Below are 23849 nucleotides of genomic sequence, written 5' to 3'. Positions count from 1 at the left end.
GCCCATGACGGTACGTGGGGTGACCGGACGCGCCCCAGGGGATGTGGTGGGGATCTCTTGACCAGTTCTTGAAAGATGAGGTCGCTGTGGGAAGGCGGTCGCTCAGCCCGCCAGCGCCGTAGGCCTGAGCTCGCGGACGGCGACGACGTCCATCCGCGCCGGGGTGCCGAGCACCGCCGCTCCGCAGCTCTCCGGGCGCGGCGGCAGCGACGCCCCCTGCGCCACGGTCACCCGCCAGCGACGGCCGTCGGCATGGCCGACGGTGACCTCCCAGCGCGGGGCCGCACCGTCGGTCCGTACGACGCTCAGCAGCCCCGCCCGGTACTCGCCCGCCGTCGACCGGACGGCCAGCTCGGCCGTTTGACCGGGCCGTTCCCAGGCGGAGCAGCCGCGGCACCTCTCGACCACCACGCGCCCCTCCTGCGCGCCGTGCAGCGCCTCCTTGATGGTGTGCGCCTCGGCGCGACCGTAGGCGTAGCCGTACGGCAGGACGAGCACGGTCGGCGAGAAGCGATGGCCACCCAGATGGGTGACCTCCCAGACGCCGCGCACCCCCGAGGCGCACAGTTCGGCGGCGAGGGGACGGCCCAGGAGAGCACAGCAGCGGTCGCGCTTGCCGTTGGTGCACACGAGCGCGAGCGGGTCGCCGCCGTACGGCTGCCCGCCGAGCGCGGCGCCGAAGGAACGGTGGTCGCCCGCTCCGAGGGCGGCGAAATCGAGGCCGAGCAGTCGGCGCGGATCGCGGGTCGTGGCGCTGTGCAGCCAGACGCGGCCCGGCACGGTGTGGGCGGCGTACACCTGCCGGACGGCGGACGTGCCGGGGTCGGCATGGCGTCCGGGGCGCCGGATGAGCGCGACGCGTACGCCGGTTCCCTCGGTGGCCGCCTCCAGCGCCCGCCCGACGGTGGGGTCCAGGTGGCTCGAAGTGAGCGCCTTGGCACCCCACGGGCCGGGCTGCTCCAGGAGCAGCCACGTCGTCGCCGTGGCCGCCGTACCGGAAACGAGCTCGTCGAGGCTCCGGGAGACGGTCGCACACGTACTCACAGAGGCGAGCCTAACCTGACTCTCTCTGGGGTGACTTCCGGCCGTGGTCGTGTCCTAATCCGGGCGGGTTTCGGGGCCGAGCGGTTCCGGCAGCGGCTGCGGAGGGCGCGGACCGACGTACTGGCCCACCGGGCGCATGCGCAGCGGGCGCTCGCCGTACTCCTCCAAGGCGTGGGCGATCCAGCCCGCGGTCCGCGCGACGGCGAAGATGATCTCGCCGGCCGTGGCGGGCATGCCGCTGGACGCGGTGAACACCGCCAGGGCCAGGTCGACGTTGGCGTGCAGCGGGGTGTGCCGGGCGGTGGTGGCGACGATGTCCCGGGCGGCGAGCAGGGCGGACTCCGCGCGCGGGACCCGCTCCAGGAGGCCGAACAGCACGCTCGCGCGCGGGTCCTCGCCGGTGTACAGCCGGTGGCCGAGTCCCGGGACCCGGCGGCCCGCGCGCAACTCGTCGGCGATCACCGGGACCGCTGTGCCCTGGTCCAGCACGTCGAGCAGCATGCGGTGGGCGTTGCCGCTCGCGGCGCCGTGCAGCGGGCCCTCCAGGACGCCGAGCCCGGCGGAGACGGCCGCGTAGGCGTGCGCGCGGGCCGAGGCGGCGACCCGGACCGCGAGCGTGGAGGCGGCCAGATCGTGGTCGGCGAGCAGGGCGAGCGCGGTGTCCAGGACACGCAGGGACGCCTCGTCGGCGGGGTGGCCGGTGAGCCGGCCCCAGAGCCGGTGGGCGAGCGGGCCGTCGTCCTTGTGGTCGCGCCGGACCGGCGGCAGCGCGTCGACGAGCGTGGGGATCAGGATCCGCGCAGTGTTCAGCACGGTGTCTTCGGACAGGTCGAAGCGCAGCGGGTCCTCGGCCGCCGCGGCGACGGCCGCCACGCGCAGCCGGTCGGTGGGGGAGGCGTGCTCGGACAGCGCGTTCACCGCGCGGCGCGCGACCGCGACGGTCGGGGCGGGCGCGGAGAAGGTCACGCCCGGGGTGAGCCGGCCCGTCCACAGCCACTCCGCGACCTCCTCGTAGGAGTGACGGAGTGCCAGCTCTACGGCGTCCACGCCCCGGAAGTAGTACCGGTCCTGCTCGATCAGCGTGACGCGGGTCCGGACGGACAGGTCCCCGCCGGAGCCGGGGGTTCCGGCCGCCTCCCGGCGGTGGCGCCGGGCGAGGGCCTCGACCTCCTTCGCCTCGAAGGTGCTGGCACGTCCGCCGGGCTCGCGCCTGCTGTTGAGCAGACCGCGGCTGACGTACGCGTACACCGTCTCCGGCTTCACGCCGAGCAGTTCGGCGGTCTCCTTGGTGGTCAGCCTGCGCCCGGGACGGCCGGGAGCGGGTTCGTGATCGCGCATGGGGGTCACCGTAGCCGCCTCTGCACATGTTGATCGGCTTGCATTGATTCAATCAATATTGACAAGAAATCAGTCAAGCATGGACAGTCGGATCAAGTCCAGGGAGGAGAATCATGGCGATCAACAGGACCGCAACCCCGTACATCGACGCACCGCGCGGACTCGCCGGCGTCGTCGTCACCGAGACCGAGATCGGTGACGTCCGGGGGCGCGAGGGCTTCTACCACTACCGCCAGTACTCGGCCGTCGAACTCGCGCGGACCCGTGGCTTCGAGGACGTCTGGCACCTCCTTGTTCACGGCACGCTCCCGGACGCGGAGCGCCGCGCCGCCTTCACCGCCGAGACGGCGGCGCTGCGGCGGCTGCCAGGGGAGGTGGCCTCGGCGCTGCCCGCGATCGCCGCGGCGAGCCGCGTCTCCGGCCCGCTGTCCGGGCTGCGCACGGCCCTGTCCCTGCTCGGCTCGGCACGCGGACTGCGGCCGGTGTACGACATCGACGCCGACCGGCGCCGCGCCGACACCCTGGCCGTCTGCGCGGCCGTACCCACACTGCTCACCGCGCTGTACCGGCTCGGGCAGGGCCTCGACCCGGTCGAGCCGCGCGAGGACCTCCCGTACGCGGCCAACTACCTGTACATGCTCACGGGCGAGGAGCCCGAGCCCCGGCGGGCGCGTGCGGTCGAGCAATACCTGATCTCAACCATTGATCATGGGTTCAATGCATCAACCTTCACGGCCCGCGTCATCGCCTCCACCGGGGCCGACGTGGCCGCCTGCCTGACCGGAGCCGTGGGCGCCCTGTCCGGGCCGCTGCACGGAGGCGCGCCCAGCCGGGCCCTGGACACCCTGGACGCCATCGGCACCCCGGACCGGATCGACCCCTGGATCCGCGAGCGGGTGCTCGCCGGCGACCGGATCATGGGCTTCGGGCACGCCATCTACCGCACGGAGGACCCCCGTTCCCGGATGCTGCGGGAGATCGCCCAGAGCTTCGGCGGACCGCGCGTGGACTTCGCGGTGGAGGTCGAACGCCGCGTAGAGGCGATCCTCGCCGAGCTCAAGCCCGGCCGCGAACTCCACACCAACGTCGAGTTCTACGCCGGCGTGGTCATGGAACTCTGCGGACTGCCCCGCGAGATGTTCACCCCCACCTTCGCCGCGGCGCGGGTGGTGGGCTGGAGCGCCAACGTCCTGGAACAGGCGGCGGACTCGAAGATCATCCGGCCGGTCGCGCGGTACGTGGGGCCGACGCCGCCGGTCGCGGTGCCGGTCGCCGGCTGACGCACCCGCCCCGGGCGCCCCTCCTATCCTGGACCGGCAGTCGGTCCACACGAGAGAGGTCGCCCGTTGGGGAACAGCCTGGCGAACAGCCCGGACAGCAGCCGTAGCCCGCAGCAGATCCCCGTCGTCGTGCTCGCCGGTTTCCTCGGCTGCGGGAAGACCACACTCCTCAACCACCTCCTGCACCGCAGCGGAGGCAGCCGGATCGGGGCGATCGTCAACGACTTCGGGGCCATCGAGATCGACGCGATGGCCGTCGCGGGCGCCCTCGGCGACTCGACCGTCTCGCTCGGCAACGGCTGCCTGTGCTGTGCCGTCGACGCAAGCGAACTCGACCGCTATCTGGAGCGGCTCGCCGACCCGGGCACCGGCATCGACGTGATCGTCATCGAGGCCAGCGGGCTCGCCGAGCCACAGGAAATCGTGCGGATGGTGCTGGCCGGCGAGCACCCGAGGGTCGTCTACGGCGGCCTGGTCGAGCTCGTGGACGCCGCCGAGTTCGACGACACGCGCGCGAAGCACCCCGAGATCGACCGGCACCTGGCGTTCGCCGACCTCGTCGTCGTCAACAAGCTGGACCGCGCGGACGACGCCGACGGGGTGCTGGACCTCGTCCGCTCGCTCACCGACCGGGCCGCCGTCGTCCCCGCCACCTACGGCCGTATCGACCCCGAGTTCCTCTTCGACTGCAGGCCGAGCGAGGAGCGGATCGGGCAGCTGTCCTTCGACGACCTCCACGAGCACACCGGGGACGATGAGCACGCCGGTCATCTGGACACCGGCTACGACAGCCTGTCCTTCACCTCGGAGGTCCCCCTGGAACCCCGCCGGCTCATGCGGTTCCTGGACAGCCGGCCCGAGGGGCTGTACCGGATCAAGGGCCATGTCGACTTCGGGCCGTACGACACCCGCAACCGGTACGCCGTACACGCCGTCGGCCGGTTCCTGCGCTTCTACCCGGAGCCCTGGGCCGCTGCCGGCGACCGTCTCACCCAGCTCGTGCTGATCGGCTCCGGCATCGACGGCGAGGCCCTCGGCCAGGAGCTCAAGGGGTGCCGGAACGACGCCCCACACGCCGACGAACACGGCATGTGGGGCGTCCTGCGCTATGTCCAAGGCCCGGACCAGGCGGACCTGGAAGATCCGCCCGCCTAGAGCACCGGTCCCGCGACCACCGCCACCGTCTTCGGCAGCGACGTGCCCGAACCGTCCCGGCGCGGGTCCGGCTCCGGCAGGTCCGCCGGGGTGCCGTTCTTCTGCGCCGCGCGCGCGGGAACCGCGCCCGCCCAGGCCAGCGACAGACAGTCCTCGCCCTTCAGGAACCGCTGGCAGCGCACACCGCCCGTGGCCCGGCCCTTGCGCGGGTACTGGTCGAACGGCGTCAGCTTGGCGGTCGTCTGCACCGAGTCGTCCAGCGTGCCGCGCGAGCCCGCGACCGTGAACACCACCGCGTCGGCCGCCGGGTCGACCGCCGTGAAGGAGATGACCTTCGCGCCCTCGGCGAGCTTGATGCCCGCCATACCGCCGGCCGGACGGCCCTGCGGGCGCACGATGGACGCCTGGAAGCGCAGCAGCTGTGCGTCGTCGGTGATGAAGACCAGGTCCTCCTCGCCGGTGCGCAGCTCCACCGCGCCGACGATCCGGTCGCCCTCCTTCAGCGTGATGACCTCCAACTCGTCCTTGTTGGACGGGTAGTCGGGCACCACGCGCTTGACGACGCCCTGCTCGGTGCCGAGCGCAAGGCCCGGGGACGACTCGTCGAGCGTGGTCAGGCAGACCACCGTCTCGTCGTCCTCCAGGGAGACGAACTCCGCCAGCGGCGCGCCTCCGGAGAGGTTCGGCGCGGCCGCCGTCTCCGGCAGCTGGGGCAGGTCGACCACGTTGATCCGCAGCAGCCGGCCCGCCGAGGTCACCGCGCCGATCTCGCCGCGCGCGGTCGCCGGGACCGCCGAGACGATCACGTCGTGCTTGACGCGCTTCCCGCCGGCCTCCTCCGGGAACGGCTCCGCCGTCGCCGTACGGGCCAGCAGCCCCGTCGAGGACAGCAGCACCCGGCACGGGTCGTCGGCCACCTGCAGCGGTACCGCCGCCACCGGGGCGCCCGCGGACTCCAGCAGGACCGTACGCCGGTCGGTGCCGAACTTCTTGGCCACGGCGGCCAGTTCGTTCGAGACCAGTTTGCGCAGCTCCGCGTCGGACTCCAGGATCCGGGTCAGCTCCGCGATCTCCGCGGTGAGCCTGTCCTTCTCCGCCTCCAGCTCGATGCGGTCGTACTTGGTGAGCCGGCGCAGCGGCGTGTCGAGGATGTACTGCGTCTGGATCTCGCTCAGCGAGAAGCGCTGCATCAGGCGCTCCTTGGCCTGCGCGGAGTTCTCGCTGGACCGGATCAGCCGGATGACCTCGTCGATGTCGACCAGCGCCGTCAGCAGACCCTCGACCAGGTGCAGCCGGTCGCGCCTCTTGCCGCGGCGGAACTCGCTGCGGCGCCGCACCACGTCGAAGCGGTGGTCGAGATAGACCTCCAGCAGCTCCTTCAGGCCCAGCGTGAGCGGCTGGCCGTCCACCAGCGCGACATTGTTGATGCCGAAGGACTCCTCCATCGGGGTCAGCTTGTAGAGCTGCTCCAGGATCGCCTCCGGCACGAAGCCGTTCTTGACCTCGATGACCAGGCGCAGGCCGTGCTCGCGGTCGGTGAGGTCCTTGACGTCGGCGATGCCCTGGACCTTCTTGCCGTTGACCAGGTCCTTGATCTTCGCGATGACCTTCTCCGGGCCGACCGCGAAGGGCAGTTCCGTGATGACCAGGCCCTTGCGGCGGGCGGTCACCGTCTCGACCGAGACCGTCGCGCGCATCTTGAAGGTGCCGCGGCCCGTCGCGTACGCGTCCCGGATGCCGTCCAGGCCGACGATCCGGCCGCCGGTGGGCAGGTCCGGGCCCGGGACGTGCTTCATGAGCGCGTCCAGGTCCGCGTTCGGGTGCCTGATCAGGTGGCGGGCGGCCGCGATGACCTCGCGCAGATTGTGCGGCGGCATGTTCGTCGCCATGCCGACCGCGATGCCCGAGGAGCCGTTGACCAGCAGGTTCGGGAAGGCGGCGGGCAGCGCCACCGGCTCCCGCTCCTGGCCGTCGTAGTTCGGCGCGAAGTCGACCGTGTCCTCGTCGATCGACTCGGTCATCAGGCTCGTCGCCTCGGCCTGCCGGCACTCCGTGTACCGCATGGCGGCCGGCGGGTCGTCGTTGCCCAGCGAGCCGAAGTTGCCGTGGCCGTCGACCAGCGGCACGCGCATGGAGAAGGGCTGGGCCATGCGCACCAGGGCGTCGTAGATCGACGCGTCGCCGTGCGGGTGCAGCTTGCCCATGACCTCGCCGACGACACGCGCGCACTTCACATAGCCGCGGTCGGGGCGCAGGCCCATCTCGTTCATCTGGTACACGATCCGGCGGTGCACCGGCTTGAGGCCGTCACGGGCGTCCGGCAGGGCGCGCGAGTAGATGACCGAGTACGCGTACTCGAGGTAGGAGCCACGCATCTCGTCCACGACGTCGATGTCGAGGATCTTCTCCTCGTACGAATCGTCGGGCGGCGGGGTCTTCGTGCTGCGGCGGGCCATCGCTGCCGGCTCCTTGCTACTGAAGCGTTTGATGGATCTGACGCGGACCATTGTGGACCGCGGCACTGACAACCGGGGCCATGGCCCGGTCTTCCACGGTCCGCCCGGCACCGCAAGGCACACCGGACCGGCACCGCACGGTGCCCGCCGGCCGTCCTGCGGGCACGCGAGTCGCAGGCTACGCGATCCGCTGTGGGCGTACGTCCCGCGGGAACTTCGCCGAGGCCCGGCACGGTTTGCATACAGTGGCAGGAACGGCAGGAAAACCGCGGTTTTCACAACCGCCTCCGCTCGCGAAGGGATGTACATGCCCATGGGTCACACGACCACAGCCGAGGCAGGCTCCGGGGGCCTGACAGCGACCGAGCACCGCCTGGCCAACGGTCTGCGCGTGGTGCTCTCCGAGGACCACCTGACCCCGGTGGCGGCGGTCTGCCTCTGGTACGACGTCGGCTCCCGCCACGAAGTCAAGGGGCGTACCGGCCTGGCTCACCTTTTCGAGCACCTGATGTTCCAGGGCTCGGCGCAGGTCAAGGGCAACGGTCACTTCGAGCTGGTGCAGGGCGCCGGCGGCTCGCTCAACGGCACCACCAGCTTCGAGCGCACCAACTACTTCGAGACCATGCCCGCCCACCAGCTGGAGCTGGCGCTCTGGCTGGAGGCCGACCGCATGGGCTCGCTGCTGGCCGCCCTGGACGACGAGTCCATGGAGAACCAGCGGGACGTCGTCAAGAACGAGCGCCGCCAGCGCTACGACAACGTGCCCTACGGCACCGCCTTCGAGAAGCTGACCGCCCTGTCGTACCCGGAGGGCCACCCCTACCACCACACGCCGATCGGCTCGATGGCGGACCTGGACGCGGCCACCCTGGAGGACGCCCGCCAGTTCTTCCGCACCTACTACGCGCCGAACAACGCGGTGCTCTCCGTGGTCGGCGACATCGACCCCAAGCAGACCCTCGCCTGGATCGAGAAGTACTTCGGTTCGATCCCGTCCCACGACGGCAAGGCCGCCCCTCGTGAGGGCTCCCTGCCGGACGTCATCGGCGAGCAGAAGCGCGAGGTCGTCGTCGAGGAGGTGCCGGCGCGCGCCCTGATGGCCGCCTACCGCCTTCCGCACGACGGCACGCGCGCGTGCGACGCCGCCGACCTCGCCCTGACCATCCTCGGCGGCGGCGAGTCCTCCCGCCTGTACAACCGGCTGGTCCGCCGCGACCGTACGGCCGTCGCGGCCGGCTTCGGCCTGCTGCGCCTCGCCGGCGCGCCCTCCATGGGCTGGCTGGACGTGAAGACCTCCGGTGACGTCGAGGTGCCGGTCATCGAGACCGCCATCGACGAGGAGCTGGCCCGGTTCGCCGAGGAGGGCCCCACGGCCGAGGAGATGGAGCGCGCCCAGGCCCAGTTGGAGCGCGAGTGGCTGGACCGGCTGGGCACGGTCGCCGGCCGCGCCGACGAACTGTGCCGGTACGCCGTCCTGTTCGGCGACCCGCAGCTCGCCCTCACCGCCGTCAAGCGCGTCCTGGAGGTGACCCCGCAGGAGGTCCAGGAGATCGCCCAGGCCCGTCTGCGCCCCGACAACCGCGCGGTCCTGGTGTACGAACCGAAGTCCCCGGAGCAGGCCCCGGACGCCGACGTCCCCGAGGACCCGGAGCAGGAAGCCACCGTAGAGGCCGGTAACGAGAACGAGGAGACGGCCAAGTGACCGAGCTCGCCACCATGGACTTCCATCCCCAGCCGCAGGCCGGCGAGGCCAAGCCCTGGGCGTTCCCGGCGCCCGAGCGCACCGCGCTCGACAACGGCCTGACCGTGCTGCGCTGCCACCGCCCCGGCCAGCAGGTCGTCGCCGTCGAGGTGCTGCTGGGCGCGCCCCTGGACGCCGAGCCGGCCGGCTTGGACGGCGTCGCCACGATCATGGCGCGGGCCTTCTCCGAGGGCACCGACAAGCACTCCGCCGAGGAGTTCGCCGCCGAGCTGGAGCGCGCGGGCGCCACGCTGGACTCGCACGCCGACCACCCCGGCGTCCGGCTCAGCCTGGAGGTCCCCGCCTCGCGCCTGGCCAAGGGCCTCGGCCTGCTCGCCGACGCGCTGCGCGCGCCCGCCTTCGCCGACAGCGAGGTGGAGCGGCTGGTCCGCAACCGCCTGGACGAGATCCCGCACGAGCTGGCCAACCCCTCCCGCCGGGCCGCCAAGGAGCTCTCCAAGGAGCTGTTCCCGGTGGCTTCGCGCATGTCGCGCCCCCGCCAGGGCACCGAGGAGACCGTCGAGAAGATCGACGCCGCCGCCGTACGCGCCTTCTACGGCCGGCACGTACGCCCCGCCACGGCCACCGCAGTGGTGGTCGGCGACCTCACCGGGGTCGACCTGGACGCGCTGCTCGGCGACACTCTGGGCGCCTGGACCGGCACGCCGGGCGAGCCGCGGCCCGTGCCGCCGGTGACCGCCGACGACACCGGGCGCGTGGTCATCGTGGACCGGCCCGGCGCCGTGCAGACGCAGCTGCTCATCGGCCGCGTCGGCCCCGACCGGCACGACCGGGTGTGGCCCGCCCAGGTGCTCGGCACCTACTGCCTCGGCGGCACCCTCACCTCCCGCCTGGACCGCGTCCTGCGGGAGGAGAAGGGCTACACCTACGGTGTGCGCGCGTTCGGCCAGGTCCTCCGGTCCGCGCCGGACGGCACGGGCGCCTCGATGCTCGCCATCAGCGGCTCCGTGGACACCCCCAACACCGGCCCGGCGCTGGAGGACCTGTGGAAGGTGCTGCGCACCCTCGCGGCGGACGGTCTGACCGACGCCGAGCGGGACGTGGCCGTGCAGAACCTCGTCGGGGTGGCGCCGCTCAAGTACGAGACCGCGGCGGCCGTCGCGAGCACGCTGGCCGACCAGGTCGAGCAGTATCTGCCCGACGACTTCCAGGCGACGCTCTATCAGCAGTTGGCCGCGACGGGCACGGTGGAGGCCACGGCGGCCGTCGTGAACGCCTTCCCGGTGGACCGTCTGGTGACCGTCCTCGTCGGTGACGCCTCCCAGATCAAGGCACCGGTGGAGGCGCTCGGCATCGGTGAAGTGACGGTCGTGGCGGCCGAGTGACCGCACGCGTGCGTGGGGCCCTGACGGTCTACGGACCGTCAGGGCCCCTGCCGTTCTCACTCCTTTTTCGGGATGCCCGATTTGAGGCGGAGGTTGCCTGTCTGCCCTGTGGGATGCGCTACAAAAGCCCGGATCCGTTTGGGGTTCGAAAGCAGGCTTACGTAGCGTCACCCGGGCTGTTCGTCGGTAGTGCGCCGCACCCGCGGCACCGGACAGCCATCGCCGAGTCCCCGTACGGCGCGAGCCAGGGGAGCCGGGGACCCACGCAGTCCCTGGGGTGAATCGGGCGCCCGCGCTTGGCGAGGGGGCCCGTAGGAGACCTTCCTGCTCCGAACCCGTCAGCTAACCCGGTAGGCGAGAAGGAAGGAAAGGACCAGCCACTCCATGGCGTTCATGTGCGCCACCGGGAAGCACCGCAAGCCCGGCCGGGTCAAGCGCACCACCGCTCAGGCGGCAGGCATCGCGGCCCTCACCACCACCGGTGTCATCGGCACCCTGGCCGCCTCCCCGGCGCTCGCCGCCGAGAACACCGTGGAGCAGACCGGCCTCACGCCGGTCCTCACCCTGAGTGACGACGTGGCCGAGCACATCGACGCGCAGGCCGCCGCGCAGCAGCGGGCCGCCGAGCAGAAGGCGGCCGAGGAGGCCGCGGCGAAGAGGGCGAAGGAGCAGCGCGAGGCCAGGGCCCGCGCCGCCCGGGAGGCCGAGCGCAAGCGCCTGATGAACGCCTTCGTCGTCCCGATCGCGAACTCCTACGTCTCCACCGGCTACAGGGCGAGCAGCTCGCTGTGGTCCTCCGGCTCGCACACCGGCATCGACTTCCACGCCGCGAGCGGCACCCCGGTGCACGCGGTCGGCTCCGGCACCGTCGTCTCCACCGGCTGGGGCGGCGCGTACGGCAACCAGATCGTGATCAAGATGGCCGACGGCATGTACACCCAGTACGGCCACCTGTCGTCGATCGGCGTCTCGGTGGGCCAGCAGGTCACCCCGGGCCAGCAGATCGGCCTGTCCGGCGCGACCGGCAACACCACGGGCCCGCACCTGCACTTCGAGGCCCGTACGACCCCCGACTACGGCTCGGACGTCGACCCCGTCGCCTACCTCCGCAAGCACGGCGTGAACGTCTGACGCCTCATCGCGCGGCATGCGAAGCCCCGGCTCACCGAGCCGGGGCTTTCGTCGTCTTTTCAGGGGCGCACCCGATCCGCTGACCAAAAAATATCCATGGATTCTGGCCCGCCGTCGGAAATTGCGGCTCATTGGAATAGAGTCACGGGACAGGCGTCCATCGTCGACGTTTCACGGGGATTAAGGCGGAGGTCGGTCATGCGTATTCCGGCGCACTCGGTGTGCACGGCCATCCGGGACGACATCGTCGCGGGTGTCTACGAGCGCGGCGGCCGGTTGACCGAGGAAGTCCTGGCCCGCCGCTACGGCGTCTCGCGCGTCCCCGTCCGCGAGGCCCTGCGCACCCTGGAGGCCGAGGGCTTCGTGGTGACCCGACGGCACGCAGGCGCGTGCGTGGCCGAGCCGACCGAGCAGGAGGCCGCCGACCTGCTGGAGATGCGCCTGCTGCTGGAGCCGCTCGGCGCCGCCAGGGCCGCCCAGCGGCGCACCGAGGCCCATCTGAAGGTGCTGCGCGGCCTGGTCAGGCTGGGCCAGGAGCGGGCCCGCAGGGGCAACAGCGACGATCTGCGCTCGCTGGGCGGCTGGTTCCACGAGACGCTCGCCCAGGCCTCGGGCAGCCCCTCGCTGACCGCGATGCTCAGCCAGCTCCGGCACAAGATCGCCTGGATGTACGCGGTGGAGGCGCCGTCCAGCCCGGTGGACTACTGGACGGAGCACGGCGCCATCGTCGACGCGGTGGCGCGCGGCGACGGGGAGCGCGCGCGGGCGCTCACGGCGCTGCACACCGAGCGCGCGACGGCCGTGCACCGGCTGCGCTTTTCCGGGGCCGGCGAGCGTGTGAGGACTTCGCAACACGCCGTAAACATGTCGGGCCTCCAGCATTAACACGGGCGCCGTATACAAAGAAGAGGTATTCGGCTGCGCAGCATTTCCCGCTGCCTCAATTCCGGTGTGTGCGCAAAGAGCCCGGAAACGCAGAGTCGCGCCGCCCGAAAAGGGCGACGCGGCTCCGGTGTGTCAGCGTGCTGCTGTTCAGACCGTCTCGGGCAGTTCCTCGAGACCCTCGGAGACCAGCTTGGCCAGACGGTCGAGGGCGACGTCCGCACCCTCGGCGTCGGAGGCCAGCACGATCTCCTCGCCGCCCTGGGCACCCAGGCCCAGGACAGCCAGCATGGAGGCCGCGTTGACGGGGTTGCCGTCAGCCTTGGCGATCGTCACCGGGACGCCTGCGGCCGTGGCGGCTCGGACGAAGATGGAGGCGGGGCGGGCGTGGAGGCCCTCGGCCCAGCCGACGTTGACGCGGCGCTCAGCCATGTGTTGCTGCCCTTCAGTCTTCAGGGTTGTCTAGACCAGTTTCCCATATCGCGAAGCATGCCCCGGAGCGGACCTTCGTCCGCCCCGGCGTGGCGTCGGAACCGCGGCCTCGGTTCCGGCTTCCGTCCTCCACAGACTGCCCTGCGCCGTTGTCGGACGCGAGCCGTACTCTGGGGCCCATGCAGACCTCGGCGGACCGGCAGGACCGGCACCAGTACCCCGCCCACTGGGAGGCGGACGTGGTGCTGCGCGACGGTGGTACCGCGCGCATCAGGCCCATCACCGTTGATGACGCCGACCGCCTGGTCAGCTTCTACGAGCAGGTCTCGGACGAGTCGAAGTACTACCGCTTCTTCGCGCCGTACCCCAGGCTCTCCGCCAAGGACGTCCACCGCTTCACGCACCACGACTTTGTGGACCGGGTGGGACTCGCGGCCACCATCGGCGGCGAGTTCATCGCCACCGTACGCTATGACCGCATCGGCGCCGACGGCATGCCCGCCTCGGCGCCCGCCGACGAGGCCGAGGTCGCCTTCCTGGTGCAGGACGCGCACCAGGGCCGCGGGGTCGCCTCCGCCCTGCTGGAACACATCGCGGCGGTCGCCCGCGAGCGCGGCATCCGCCGCTTCGCCGCCGAGGTGCTGCCCGCCAACACCAAGATGATCAAGGTGTTCACGGACGCCGGCTACACCCAGAAGCGCAGCTTCGAGGACGGCGTCGTCCGCCTGGAGTTCGACCTCGAACCCACCGACCGCTCCCTCGCCGTGCAGCGAGCGCGCGAGCAGCGCGCCGAGGCCCGCTCGGTACGGCGGCTGCTCATGCCCGGCTCGGTGGCGGTGGTCGGCGTGGGCCGCGCCCCCGGCGGCGTGGGCCGCAGCGTCCTCGGCAACATCCGGGACGCCGGCTATGGCGGCCTGCTGCACGCCGTGAACAAGGCCTTCCCGGAAAGCCTCGGTGAGGTCGACGGGGTGCCGGCCTACCGGCGCGTGCGGGACATCGGCGGTCCGGTGGACCTCGCCGTGGTCGCCGTACCGGCCGAGCACGTTCCCGCCGTGGTCGCCGAGTGCGGCGAACACGGGGTGCAGGGGCTCGTCGTGCTCTCCGCCGGGTACGCCGAGAGCGGGCCCGAGGGGCGCGAGCGGCAGCGGGCCCTCGTGCGGCAGGCACGCGCGTACGGCATGCGGATCATCGGCCCGAACGCCTTCGGGATCATCAACACCGCGCCGGACGTGCGCCTCAACGCCTCCCTCGCCCCGGAGATGCCCCGCCCCGGCCGTATCGGGATGTTCGCCCAGTCCGGCGCCATCGGCATCGCCCTGCTGTCCCGGCTGCACCGGCGCGGCGGAGGGGTCACCGGGGTCACCGGCGTGTCCACCTTCGTCTCCGCCGGCAACCGCGCGGACGTCTCCGGCAACGACGTCCTCCAGTACTGGTACGACGACCCCGAGACCGACGTCGCCCTCATGTACCTGGAGTCCATCGGCAACCCGCGCAAGTTCACGCGCCTCGCGCGCCGGACGGCGGCGGCGAAGCCGCTGGTCGTGGTGCAGGGGGACGGTTCCACGCCGCAGGGACACGCGGTGCGGGCCACCCGGCTGCCGCACGCCACCGTCTCCGCGCTGCTGCGGCAAGCCGGGGTGATCCGGGTCGACACGATCACCGAGCTGGTCGACGCGGGGCTGCTGCTCGCCCGGCAGCCGCTGCCGGCGGGGCCGAGGGTGGCGATCCTGGGGAACTCGGAGTCGCTGGGCGTGCTGACGTACGACCGGTGTCTGGCGGAGGGGCTGCGGCCTTCGCGTCCGCTGGACCTGACGACGGGGGCGACGGCGGAGGACTTCCATCGGGCGCTGGGCGCCGCGCTGGCCGACGAGTCGTGCGACTCCGTCGTGGTGACGGCGATCCCCGCGATCGGGGAAGCGTCGCCGGGGGATGCGGAGCTGGCGGAGGCGTTGCGGTCGGCCGCGGCTGCCGTTCCGGGGAAGCCGGTGCTGGTGGTGCATGTGGAGCTCGGGGGGCTTGCGGAGGCCTTGTCGGCAGCGGCCAGTACCGCACCCGCGGCCGTTGACAAGGCACCCGGTACCGAGGGCGGTGCCCGCCTGTTCCGTGCTGCGGAACGCCTGCCCACCGCGAGAGCGGGTGCGGCCAGTCCTCCGGAGGGCATGCACCTCATCCCCGCCTACCCCGCCGCCGAACGTGCCGTGCGGGCGTTGGCCGAAGCCGTCAAGTACGGGCAGTGGCGGCGGGAGGCCATGGACCCGGGGAAGGTGCCCGAGTACGACGACATCGACGAGAAGGGGGCCGCGCGGCTGATCGGTGAGCTGCTCGCGCGCGGGCAAGGGCTCACGATCTCCGACGCGGAGACCTGCGAGCTGCTCGGCAAGTACGGCATCCCCGTGCGGCGCGCGCTGCCCGCGCCCACTCCCGACTCCGCCGCCGAAGCCGCCCGCGCCCTCGGCTACCCGGTCGCCCTCAAGGCCACCGCTCCGCACCTCAGACACCGCGCCGACCTGGGCGGCGTACGCCTCGACCTCGCGGACGAGGAGCAACTGCGCCGGGCGTACGCCGAGTTGACCGAGCTGTTCGGCACGCCGGAGGAGCTGCGGCCGGTGGTGCAGGGCATGGCACCGCGCGGCGTCGACACCGTCGTACGGGCCGTGATCGACCCGGCGGCCGGGGCCGTGCTGTCCTTCGGGCTGGCCGGGGCCGCCTCCCAGCTGCTCGGCGACATGGCGCACCGGCTGGTCCCGGTCACCGACCGGGAGGCGACCTCGCTGGTGCGGTCGATCCGTACGGCACCGCTGCTGTTCGGCTGGCGCGGCTCCACGCCCGTCGACACCCCGGCGCTGGAGGAACTGCTGCTGCGGGTGTCCCGGCTGGTCGACGACCATCCGGAGGTGGTCGCCGTCACCCTGGAACCGGTCGTCGTCGCCCCGCACGGCGTGAGCGTCCTCAGCGCCACGGTACGGCTCGCGCCCCCACCGGCCCGCGACGACCTGGGCCCGCGCACCATGCCGGCCTACTGATCACCTACTGATCAGGGGAGGGAGACCGCATGGAGATCGCCGGCCGTCCGCTGCCCGAGGGCAGCTGGTGGGACTGGGAAGTGATCGTCTGGGACGGCGGGCAGCTGCGGCTGGCCGCAGGATACGACCTCACGTATCACCACGGCCTGGAGATCGTCTTCACCGACCCGGGCTTCGTCGCGTGCCCCTCCGCCTTCCAGGACCCCGTCTTCCGTGAGCCCGCCGCCGAGGAGGCGGCACGCCTGCGGCGAGCGCTGGGCGAAACACTGCCCGTCGTGGTCGCGTTCGAGGCGGACGGCGGCGGACCCGAACCCGTCTCCTGTCTGATCGCCGCGCAGGGGCTGGACATCCTGCCGGGGCTCGTTCCGCGGCGCCCACGCGCGCGTGCGCAGGCCGACCCCGGTCTTCGTGACTGGACCGGACCCCCCATGCCCACGGATTAGGATGGACGCCATGGCCAAGACCAGTACGACGACCCAGGGGCTGCGCGCGGCGATCGAGCGCAGCGGCTACTACCCGGCCCTCGTGGCCGAGGCGGTGGAGGCCGCTGTGGGCGGCGAGCCCATCCGGTCGTACCTGGTCCACCAGGAGACCACCTTCGATCAGAACGAGGTGCGGCGCCATGTGACCGTGCTCGTCCTCACCGGCAACCGCTTCATCGTCAGCCACACCGACGAGCAGGCCGCCGACAGCACCTCCCCGACGCCGTACGCCACCACCTCCACCGAGTCCGTCAAGATCGAGCGGATCTCGTCGGTCGTGGTCAGCCGGGTGGTCGCCAACCCCGAGCAGTACGCGCCGGGCACCCTGCCCCGCGAGGTCGTGCTGACCATCGGCTGGGGCGCGGTCAGCCGCATCGACCTGGAGCCCGCCGCCTGCGGCGACCCCAACTGCGACGCCGACCACGGCTACACGGGCAGCTCCACGGCGGACGACCTCAGCCTGCGCGTCAGCGAGGCCGGGGACGGCCCGGAGACGGTGCGCCAGGCGCTCGCCTTCGCCCAGGCCATCTCGGAGGCGACCGCGGACATCGCCCGCTGATGTCCCAGCTCTCCGCCTGGGACCACCCGGAACCGCTCGCCCTGGACACCGCGCCGCTGCCCGAGTACGGCACCGGCTCCCTCGCCGATCTGCTGCCCACCCTGGCCGCCGGCATGGGCGTCCCCGGCCTCAAGGCCACGATCGAGGAGCTGACCCCGGCCGACCGGGTCTGTGTCCTGCTGATAGACGGGCTCGGCTGGGAACAGCTGCGGGCGCACGCCGACGAGGCGCCCTTCCTGACCTCGCTGCTCGGCACCTCGCGCGGCGGCACCGGCCGCCCGCTCACCGCCGGCTACCCGGCGACCACCGCCGTCTCCCTCGCCTCCGTCGGCACCGGCCTGCCGCCCGGCGTGCACGGCCTGCCCGGCTACACCGTGCGCAACCCGGCCACCGGCGAGCTGATGAACCAGCTCCGCTGGCAGCCGTACACCGATCCGCGCGCCTGGCAGCCGTACCCCACCGTCTTCCAGCTGGCCCAGGCGGCCGGGGTGCACGCCGCCCAGGTGACCTCGCCCATCTTCGAGCACACCCCGCTCACCAAGATCGCGCTCAGTGGCGGCAGCTTCCACGGCCGGCTCAGCGGCGAGGAGCGCATGGACCTCGCGGCGGAGCAACTGGCCGCCGGGGACCGCTCGCTGGTCTACACGTACTACTCCGAGCTGGACGGCGCCGGACACCGCTACGGCGTCGCCTCCGACACCTGGCGCGGCCAGCTGATGTACGTCGACCGGCTCGCCCAGCGCCTCGCCGAGCAACTGCCGCCCCGCAGCGCGCTCTACGTCACCGCCGACCACGGCATGGTCGACGTCCCGTTCGACGACGAGCACCGCATCGACTTCGACACGGACTGGGAGCTGCGCGCCGGGGTCGCCCTGCTGGGCGGCGAGGGCCGGGCGCGGCACGTGTACGCGGTGCCGGGCGCCGAGAACGACGTACTGACCGTCTGGCGCGAGGTGCTCGGCGAGCAGTTCTGGGTGGCCTCGCGGGACGAGGCGATCGCGGCGGGCTGGTTCGGGCCGCACATCGACGAACGGGTGTACCCCCGGCTCGGGGACGTGGTCGCGGCCGCGTACGACGACGTCCTGATCATCGCGTCCGAGCGGGAGCCCAAGGAATCGTCGCTGGTGGGCAACCACGGTTCGATGACGCCCGCCGAGCAGCTGATCCCGCTGCTCGAAGTACGCTCCTGACCCTCCCGACCCGCACGACCTCTCGCCGAAAGGTGCTCAACTCCTCATGCCCGAGCTGGCGTTCTTCTCCGGAACGATGGATTGTGGGAAGTCGACTCTGGCGCTTCAAATTGCGCACAACCGTTCGGCTCGCGGACTGCAGGGCGTGATCTTCACACGGGAGGACCGCGCGGGGACCGGCAAGCTGTCGTCGCGCCTGGGGCTGGTGACCGACGCGGTGGAGGCAACACCCGGGCTGGATCTCTATGCGTTCGTGGTGGAGCGTATGTCGCTCGGCGGCAAGGTCGACTACGTCATCGTGGACGAGGCCCAGTTCTTGTTCACGGAGCAGATCGACCAGCTGGCCCGGATCGTTGACGATCTGGACCTCGATGTGTTCGCCTTTGGCATCACCACCGACTTCCGCACCAAGCTGTTCCCCGGTTCGCAGCGGCTGATCGAGCTGGCGGACCGGATCGAGACGCTCCAGGTGGAGGCGATGTGCTGGTGCGGGGCACGGGCCACCCACAACGCTCGCACGGTGGGCGGCAAGATGGTCGTCGAGGGCGAGCAGGTCGTGGTGGGGGACGTCGGCGCGGCTGAGGAGGCCGTCGGGTACGAGGTCCTGTGCCGCCGTCATCATCGCAAGGAGATGACGAGCGCGACGGCGCGCGCGGCAGCACTGTCGCCTGACGTACTGCCGGTAACGTCGGGCTGACCTGACGGCCCCATCGTTCTGAACCCGGCGGAGGACGCGTCTGACGGTGTGTTGCCCAGTGGCCTCGGACTCATGACCGAAGAGACGATCACCGCACTGAAGAACTGCGACCGGCCCGGAACGAAGGCGGGACGGCGGCGTGAGCGCCGCTGGCACGCCGAAGGCGGCGCGCATCCCCGGCTGAGGGCACCGGCCGCGGCCGCGCCCTGCGCGGCGGCCTGCTCGCCGCCGCTGTGCTGCTCTCGGCACTGGCGCTCGGCGTGTCGATGATGCCGTTCGGTGGCTCCGGCGACGACAGCACCGCCGCCCGCGACGACCGGCAACCGATCGCCGGCTCACCACCCCGCACGGCTCGCCGACGGCGCCCGCCGCCATCCCGTCCGCCACGCGCACCGCAGCCGGCCGGGCCGCCAGAAACCCGACCCGAACCGCAGGGCAGCTCCCCGACCGCACACCGGCCCGGCCCCAGCGGCAGCGGCGCCCGCGCGGCCGGCTGCCAGGGCGCCTACGACCTCGTCGACCAGTGGCCCGACAGCTTCCAGGCCGCCGTCACTGTCACCACCGACCGGCCCCCGACGGCCGGAGCGTGTCCTGGACATTCCGCGACGGCCGGCGGGTCGGCCGGATGTCTGGGACGCCAACGTCCACCAGAGTGGCCCGGGCCACCGCCACCGCCGCCGACTGCAACAAGACCGTCACCGCGCACGGCAGGCTGTTGCCGGGCACGCCGAGGTGGTGTGCGCGAACACGAACGGGACGACGAGGCGTCGACCGATGACTGTCATGGCGATGGGCGCTGCCCTTGTGATCCTGCGGTGAGCTCTTCAGGACACCTTGACTCGGGGCTGGTGACTCCTTGCTCGCACAACGGAGTCCATGCTCCGTCGGCGTGCCCTGACCACGAAGTACTGCACAAGGGATATGACTGCCAGGCAGAAGCCCAGCGTGACCCAGCCGGTCGGTCCTGTTGCCAGGACCGCACCGGTGACCAGAAGGGGACCCCCCGCCCGCTCTGCGGACTGGGCGAGCCCGTGAACTCCGATGTACGCGCCCCGGGAAGACAGGGGAGCGAGGCTCACGGCGAGTTCCCACGAAGTCAGTGCGTGCAGCATCTCGGCCACCGTGATGGCCGCTGCGGCACCGCACAGAGCGATCGCCGCCGTGATCGCGCCGCCGTGACCCGCCACCGCCGCGCAACAGCATCCCAGCAGAAAGGCCGCGCCGGTCGCCGCCACTGCCGCCTGCGTGCGTTCGATCGATCTGCCGAGGCGGGACAACCGCATCTGAAAGACGATGACTGACACGGTGTTGAGGAGGAAGAGCCCAGCCGTTAGCTCATGCGGCGCGCGGGTGGCGGATACGAGCCAGAGCGGGAGGGCCACATTGAACAGTGAGGCATCCAGGAAGAGCGGCGCCTCCAGCAGGACGAAAGCCAGGTAGCTGAGGTCACGCCAGGGACCTCTGCCGTACCGCGGCTTCGCCCCCGGGGGTGCCGCGTCCTCACCAGGCTCACAAGGCGCGGCATGGAGCCGGAGTCGGCGCAGCAGCACCGCAGCGGTGCCGAAGAACAGGGCGTTGGTCAACAGGATCACGTGGAAGGCGAGGTCCGTCCCCACTGCCTCGGCCGCTCCGGCACCCAGGGCCCCGAGCGCGAACCCGATATTCGTGGCCACCCTCGCCTTGGCTTGAAAGCGCACCCGATCGTCCATGCCGACCCTGGCCACGAGCAACCGCTGCAGCACCGCTGCCGCTCGGTCACCGACGCTTCCGAGCGTCATCACCGCGAGCAGTGACCAGAATTGATGGCAGACCAGTAGTGTGACCGCGGCTCCCGCCCGGTATACATATCCCGCCAAGGCCAGTCCCCGCAGCGAGACGTGATCGGCCAGCCATCCGGCCAGCGGGGCACCCGCCATACCGGCCGTGCCCGCCATCCCCAGCAACAGCCCGATACTTCGGGGGCTGAGGCCCTCGACATGGGTGAAGTAGAGAGCCGCGGAAGTCTGCCAGAGGCCGGCGCCGGTCTTGTCCACCAGCAGCACGACCAGCAGCCAGCTCCCGACGGCTTCACGCCCGCCGAATCGGAGAGCGGCCGAACGTCCCTTGCTCACCGGATCGAAAGGGGGGCCGACTGCTCGGCTTCCACAACGGGTTCAAAGGAGAAGAACCGCGAGGAGGACAACTCATCGAAGGTGGAAAGGAGGACCTCGGGCTGGTCGGCTGCGGCGAAGACGCGAGCGAGCGTACCAGCGGCAGTGCCACGCTCCCACTCCGGACGTTGTCCGACTGAGTAGTTGATCTGCACCGAGACCACACCGGGGAGCGCCAGAACCTCCGCTGCTTCGGGGACTCGGGACAGGCGTGCCTCTTCTCCAGGAGCCTGCGGCAACATGATCGCTGCACTGCGTCTGGCCGGCCGCGCCTCTGGAGCGGGCGTTCCCGTGGCGACTGCTGCCATCGCGAGGACGACGTCATAGCCGGACGAGAGGAACAGCTGCTCGGTGACTCCTCCCCCGATACGGCCGTTCACCTCGATCACCCTGGGGCCGTCCGCAGTGAGCATGAACTCCGTGTGCACCGCACAGTCGGTAAGACCGATGGCGCGGATCGCATCGGTTGCCGCAGCATGCAACCGCGCGATGTCGGCCGCTCCCAGCGAAGACGGCAGAATTCCGCCGTTCTCCCGGAAGGGCTCGGTCAGCGGCAGCTTGTCGGTCACGGCGAGATGCATGATCTCCCCTGACTGGACCAGGGACTCCACGCTGACGTATGTGCCATAGCGGGGGTCGGTGTGCCAGGGGCGGCCGATGAGACGCTCCTCCAGGATGAACACGGGCCTGCCGTTCCCGCGAGGGTCGGCCAGGTATTCACTCCGGGCGGTCTCCCAGATCTGCGCCAGATCGGAGGAAGCGCTGACAGGATGGGTCGCCATGCTGCCCACGCCTGCCACCGGCTTCAGGACGGCGTTACCGCCTACCAGCGCCAGCGCGTGCCTGAGCTGGTCGAGTCCGTCGACGCCGGCGTACCTCGGCACCGGAACGCCGGCCCGTTGCAGGAGCTCCCGCTGAACATACTTGTCCCGCAGGGCCGGCAGTGCGTGGGAGGGATTGGCGGGCAGACCCAGTGCCGAGGCGGCCATGTGCGCCTGCTCGACGAGCAACTCACTGAACGACAGCACACCGTGCGGGTGCCAGTTTCCGGCGTGCTCAAGGATTGCCTGCCGGAACGGCGTCTCCGGGTCCACTACCTCCTGGTGGCACCAGGCGCTGAACTGACCCGCCCGATCGCGATCCGCGGCCGGATCCTCGAGCGGGCGCCGCAGAACGTGAAGTTCGTATCGCTCGCAGAGCCGGGGCAGGAACCACTGCGGGGGTGGTCCCCCAGGGCCGTCGGCCAGAATCAACCTTGGGCGACCGGAAGTGTGCTCGTACATGTCGGCCGTCTCATCTCCGCTGTCTCAAGGACGGTGGGTGGCTGGGTGAACGCCCGCACGGCGACACTCTCGACTGCGGCACCGAAGGCGATGCGTACGCGTCGGCGAACATCGAGCGCCGGCCGTTGCTCGGGCGTTCGGCAGCCTGGTATCACCGGAGATGAGCTGTCATGCACGCTCCGGTCTCGGGCCTCACAACGACCGCCGTCCTGCCTTTGCTTCTCACACCGCCCCCTGGCTCTGGACATTCCTTTACCGGAGTGCACCGAAACAGGGCCACACCTGCACGCGGCAGATTGTGGGCGCGGCCAAGATCAATCCTTGGCTCGAAGGGCCAGGGCGGCAATGCCGTCAGAATGGCCCTTCCCTGTCATGACCCCTACCGGCCAGGACAGCCCGCCCACAAGGGACGGTTCCCAAGTCCCCATGGCCTGCCCGCCGAGCGCGCGGATCTTGGCGTGGGAGATGGTGACGGCGTGCTGCCCTTCGGACGGCCGGTCGGCAGCGATCCGGTCGATCGGCAACAGGGTCCTCCCGTCCAGGACTACCAGGATCTCCACGACGATATGCGTGCGTGCCGCTGACCAGCCAGGGTGCGGACGCCGCCAAGGAGATCGTCGGGCGGAGGCGGTACATCCTCACCGACGCCATCGGACTGATCCTCGCCGTGACCGTCACAGCCGCGAGCCTCTCCGAGGAGCCGTAGGGATACGGCTCCTCGGAGAGGCCGAGACGACCTGCCCCACCATCACCTGGAGCTGGGTCGACACCGGCTCCAAGAACGCAGTACATCGAGCACGGCGCCGGCCTCGGAATCGATGCTCAGTCCAACCAGCCCAGCCGCATCGCCTGCGCGCCGGCCTGGAAGCGGGACTCCACGCCGAGTACTCGCAACAGATCCGCAATCAGCCTCCGGTACGTTCGTGTGGAGACTCCGAGTTCGCGAGCTACGGTGTCGTCCTTGTACCCGGCGGCCATGGCCTTGAGCATCAACCGCTGCTGGGGAGTCGGGCTCGCTCCCTCAGCGACAGGTGTGGTGGCGTTCACCGGCGAGGCGTGCAGCCAGGCATGCTCGAAGAGATCACACAGCAGGTTCACCAACGGTCCCCCACGGAGAAGCATCAGTGCCAGCTCACCATCCACCGGGGAGATCGGTACCATCGCCCAGTACCGGTCAGCCACGATCAGCCGAAACGGCAGCGAATTCGCGAGCCGCACCTGCACCCCACACTCAACCAGCTGCTGTACATGCACCGCTCCGTGCGGAACCCGTGTCATCGGCTCCATGTGAATACTCCGAATGGAAACCCCACGGTCGAGTAGTTCGCGGTTCCGCCGGATTCCGTTGCCGAGCTCCTCCGGGGAAAGAGCGATGCCCGGGTGCATTCCGACCAGCTCGCACTGGGCGAGTAGGGTCATGCTCTCCAATAGCTCGGAGATCCGCTCCAGGCCCACTACCACCTCAACGTCGACGGCATGGCTGGGCTGCCGCTGGTTCTTCAGGATGAGTTGGTTGCTCGCCACGTCGAGAGCCTCGAAGATCACATTCATCTCCGAGGCCGCTCGACTCAGGGCGGACCTGGCTTGAGTGATCGCGTTACGCAATCCAGCCTCAGGTGTGGGGGTGCCATGAGGGTCGTGGTGCATGTCCGTCTCAAAG

At 71.1% G+C, this 23849-nt stretch carries 20 protein-coding genes, 1 pseudogene and 1 riboswitch; of the genes and pseudogenes, 13 read left to right on the top strand and 8 right to left on the bottom strand.

Annotated elements, in window-relative coordinates; translation table 11 throughout:
* Positions 1-102: 102 nt before the first annotated feature.
* Together ACWCQS_RS33060 and ACWCQS_RS33055 are read right to left on the bottom strand one after the other, a co-directional pair.
* Complete coding sequence (locus tag ACWCQS_RS33060; protein ID WP_451007866.1) at positions 103-1044, bottom strand: sucrase ferredoxin; 942 nt, start codon at positions 1042-1044, stop codon at positions 103-105.
* A gap of 54 nt (positions 1045-1098) precedes the next feature.
* Entirely contained in the window at positions 1099-2382 is a 1284-nt protein-coding gene (locus ACWCQS_RS33055; RefSeq protein WP_451007865.1) for a citrate synthase, read from the bottom strand.
* Positions 2383-2495: 113 nt separating this feature from the next.
* Between ACWCQS_RS33055 and ACWCQS_RS33050 the strand changes: the two genes are divergently transcribed.
* Positions 2496-3662, top strand: coding sequence for a citrate synthase/methylcitrate synthase (locus ACWCQS_RS33050; protein WP_451007864.1), 1167 nt, complete (start codon positions 2496-2498; stop codon positions 3660-3662).
* 66 nt (positions 3663-3728) lie between these two features.
* The gene (locus ACWCQS_RS33045; protein WP_451007863.1) at positions 3729-4817 is read left to right on the top strand and encodes a CobW family GTP-binding protein; all 1089 of its coding nucleotides are present in this window, start codon (positions 3729-3731) and stop codon (positions 4815-4817) included.
* On the opposite strand, the gene ACWCQS_RS33040 is transcribed toward ACWCQS_RS33045, so the two are convergent.
* The gene (locus ACWCQS_RS33040) at positions 4814-7273 is read right to left on the bottom strand and encodes a DNA gyrase/topoisomerase IV subunit A (RefSeq protein ID WP_451007862.1); all 2460 of its coding nucleotides are present in this window, start codon (positions 7271-7273) and stop codon (positions 4814-4816) included. The genes ACWCQS_RS33045 and ACWCQS_RS33040 overlap by 4 nt on opposite strands.
* Before the next feature lie 307 nt (positions 7274-7580).
* Here ACWCQS_RS33040 and ACWCQS_RS33035 point away from each other — a divergent pair, with 307 nt between their 5' ends.
* The 4 genes from ACWCQS_RS33035 to ACWCQS_RS33020 all read left to right on the top strand — a co-directional run bounded on the left by ACWCQS_RS33035 (position 7581) and on the right by ACWCQS_RS33020 (position 12376).
* Positions 7581-8975, top strand: a complete 1395-nt coding sequence (locus tag ACWCQS_RS33035; protein ID WP_451007861.1) for a M16 family metallopeptidase — start codon at positions 7581-7583, stop codon at positions 8973-8975.
* Positions 8972-10360, top strand: coding sequence for a M16 family metallopeptidase (locus ACWCQS_RS33030; protein WP_451007860.1), 1389 nt, complete (start codon positions 8972-8974; stop codon positions 10358-10360). The genes ACWCQS_RS33035 and ACWCQS_RS33030 overlap by 4 nt, the downstream gene beginning before the upstream one ends.
* A 210-nt stretch (positions 10361-10570) precedes the next feature.
* A riboswitch (cyclic di-AMP (ydaO/yuaA leader) is annotated at positions 10571-10731 on the top strand.
* A 13-nt stretch (positions 10732-10744) separates the two neighbouring features.
* The gene (locus ACWCQS_RS33025) at positions 10745-11491 is read left to right on the top strand and encodes a M23 family metallopeptidase (RefSeq protein WP_451007859.1); all 747 of its coding nucleotides are present in this window, start codon (positions 10745-10747) and stop codon (positions 11489-11491) included.
* 198 nt (positions 11492-11689) lie between these two features.
* Positions 11690-12376 (top strand): GntR family transcriptional regulator, encoded by a 687-nt coding sequence (locus tag ACWCQS_RS33020; RefSeq protein ID WP_451007858.1) that lies wholly within the window; start codon positions 11690-11692, stop codon positions 12374-12376.
* Positions 12377-12523: 147 nt separating this feature from the next.
* On the opposite strand, the gene ACWCQS_RS33015 is transcribed toward ACWCQS_RS33020, so the two are convergent.
* Entirely contained in the window at positions 12524-12805 is a 282-nt protein-coding gene (locus ACWCQS_RS33015; RefSeq protein WP_184565564.1) for an HPr family phosphocarrier protein, read from the bottom strand.
* 179 nt (positions 12806-12984) lie between these two features.
* Here ACWCQS_RS33015 and ACWCQS_RS33010 point away from each other — a divergent pair, with 179 nt between their 5' ends.
* The 6 genes from ACWCQS_RS33010 (at position 12985) to ACWCQS_RS32985 (ending at position 19026) form a co-directional block, all read left to right on the top strand.
* Positions 12985-15828, top strand: a complete 2844-nt coding sequence (locus tag ACWCQS_RS33010) for a bifunctional acetate--CoA ligase family protein/GNAT family N-acetyltransferase (RefSeq protein ID WP_451007857.1) — start codon at positions 12985-12987, stop codon at positions 15826-15828.
* Between the two features lie 29 nt (positions 15829-15857).
* Entirely contained in the window at positions 15858-16271 is a 414-nt protein-coding gene (locus ACWCQS_RS33005; protein WP_451007856.1) for a hypothetical protein, read from the top strand.
* Positions 16272-16281: 10 nt separating this feature from the next.
* Positions 16282-16869, top strand: coding sequence for a DUF5998 family protein (locus ACWCQS_RS33000; protein WP_451007855.1), 588 nt, complete (start codon positions 16282-16284; stop codon positions 16867-16869).
* On the top strand, positions 16869-18059 hold the full coding sequence (locus ACWCQS_RS32995; protein WP_451007854.1) for an alkaline phosphatase family protein: 1191 nt from the start codon (positions 16869-16871) through the stop codon (positions 18057-18059). The genes ACWCQS_RS33000 and ACWCQS_RS32995 overlap by 1 nt, the downstream gene beginning before the upstream one ends.
* A gap of 46 nt (positions 18060-18105) precedes the next feature.
* Entirely contained in the window at positions 18106-18756 is a 651-nt protein-coding gene (locus ACWCQS_RS32990; RefSeq protein WP_451007853.1) for a thymidine kinase, read from the top strand.
* Positions 18757-18828: 72 nt separating this feature from the next.
* Positions 18829-19026, top strand: a complete 198-nt coding sequence (locus ACWCQS_RS32985) for a hypothetical protein (protein ID WP_451007852.1) — start codon at positions 18829-18831, stop codon at positions 19024-19026.
* A 554-nt stretch (positions 19027-19580) separates the two neighbouring features.
* On the opposite strand, the gene ACWCQS_RS32980 is transcribed toward ACWCQS_RS32985, so the two are convergent.
* From ACWCQS_RS32980 to ACWCQS_RS32970, 3 genes are all read right to left on the bottom strand, one after another.
* The gene (locus ACWCQS_RS32980; protein ID WP_451007851.1) at positions 19581-20867 is read right to left on the bottom strand and encodes an MFS transporter; all 1287 of its coding nucleotides are present in this window, start codon (positions 20865-20867) and stop codon (positions 19581-19583) included.
* On the bottom strand, positions 20864-22000 hold the full coding sequence (locus ACWCQS_RS32975; protein ID WP_451007850.1) for an ATP-grasp domain-containing protein: 1137 nt from the start codon (positions 21998-22000) through the stop codon (positions 20864-20866). The genes ACWCQS_RS32980 and ACWCQS_RS32975 overlap by 4 nt, the downstream gene beginning before the upstream one ends.
* A gap of 503 nt (positions 22001-22503) precedes the next feature.
* Positions 22504-22749: a hypothetical protein gene (locus ACWCQS_RS32970; protein ID WP_451007849.1), complete on the bottom strand. Its 246-nt coding sequence runs from the start codon at positions 22747-22749 to the stop codon at positions 22504-22506.
* A gap of 14 nt (positions 22750-22763) precedes the next feature.
* Here ACWCQS_RS32970 and ACWCQS_RS32965 point away from each other — a divergent pair.
* Positions 22764-23015 (top strand): annotated as a pseudogene (locus tag ACWCQS_RS32965) (IS5/IS1182 family transposase); the annotation flags it as partial.
* On the opposite strand, the gene ACWCQS_RS32960 reads toward ACWCQS_RS32965, so the two are convergent.
* Positions 23012-23734: a LuxR C-terminal-related transcriptional regulator gene (locus ACWCQS_RS32960; protein ID WP_451007956.1), complete on the bottom strand. Its 723-nt coding sequence runs from the start codon at positions 23732-23734 to the stop codon at positions 23012-23014. The pseudogene ACWCQS_RS32965 and the gene ACWCQS_RS32960 sit on opposite strands and share 4 nt — an antisense overlap.
* Positions 23735-23849 lie beyond the last annotated feature (115 nt).

It is taken from the genome of Streptomyces sp. NPDC002076, assembly GCF_053593835.1.
The sequence above is the reverse complement of the archived record's forward strand: the minus strand, read 5'-3'. Positions and strand labels throughout refer to the sequence as shown.

Excerpts from the sequence above, each read along its gene's own strand:
- ACWCQS_RS33025 (WP_451007859.1), top strand. The coding sequence starts at position 10,745 with ATGGCGTTCATGTGCGCCACCGGGAAGCACCGCAAGCCCGGCCGGGTC.
- ACWCQS_RS33040 (WP_451007862.1), bottom strand. The coding sequence starts at position 7,273 with ATGGCCCGCCGCAGCACGAAGACCCCGCCGCCCGACGATTCGTACGAG.
- ACWCQS_RS32995 (WP_451007854.1), top strand. The coding sequence starts at position 16,869 with ATGTCCCAGCTCTCCGCCTGGGACCACCCGGAACCGCTCGCCCTGGAC.
- ACWCQS_RS32990 (WP_451007853.1), top strand. The coding sequence starts at position 18,106 with ATGCCCGAGCTGGCGTTCTTCTCCGGAACGATGGATTGTGGGAAGTCG.
- ACWCQS_RS33015 (WP_184565564.1), bottom strand. The coding sequence starts at position 12,805 with ATGGCTGAGCGCCGCGTCAACGTCGGCTGGGCCGAGGGCCTCCACGCC.
- ACWCQS_RS33020 (WP_451007858.1), top strand. The coding sequence starts at position 11,690 with ATGCGTATTCCGGCGCACTCGGTGTGCACGGCCATCCGGGACGACATC.
- ACWCQS_RS33000 (WP_451007855.1), top strand. The coding sequence starts at position 16,282 with ATGGCCAAGACCAGTACGACGACCCAGGGGCTGCGCGCGGCGATCGAG.
- ACWCQS_RS33005 (WP_451007856.1), top strand. The coding sequence starts at position 15,858 with ATGGAGATCGCCGGCCGTCCGCTGCCCGAGGGCAGCTGGTGGGACTGG.
- ACWCQS_RS33035 (WP_451007861.1), top strand. The coding sequence starts at position 7,581 with ATGCCCATGGGTCACACGACCACAGCCGAGGCAGGCTCCGGGGGCCTG.
- ACWCQS_RS33055 (WP_451007865.1), bottom strand. The coding sequence starts at position 2,382 with ATGCGCGATCACGAACCCGCTCCCGGCCGTCCCGGGCGCAGGCTGACC.
- ACWCQS_RS33010 (WP_451007857.1), top strand. The coding sequence starts at position 12,985 with ATGCAGACCTCGGCGGACCGGCAGGACCGGCACCAGTACCCCGCCCAC.
- ACWCQS_RS33050 (WP_451007864.1), top strand. The coding sequence starts at position 2,496 with ATGGCGATCAACAGGACCGCAACCCCGTACATCGACGCACCGCGCGGA.
- ACWCQS_RS32985 (WP_451007852.1), top strand. The coding sequence starts at position 18,829 with ATGACCGAAGAGACGATCACCGCACTGAAGAACTGCGACCGGCCCGGA.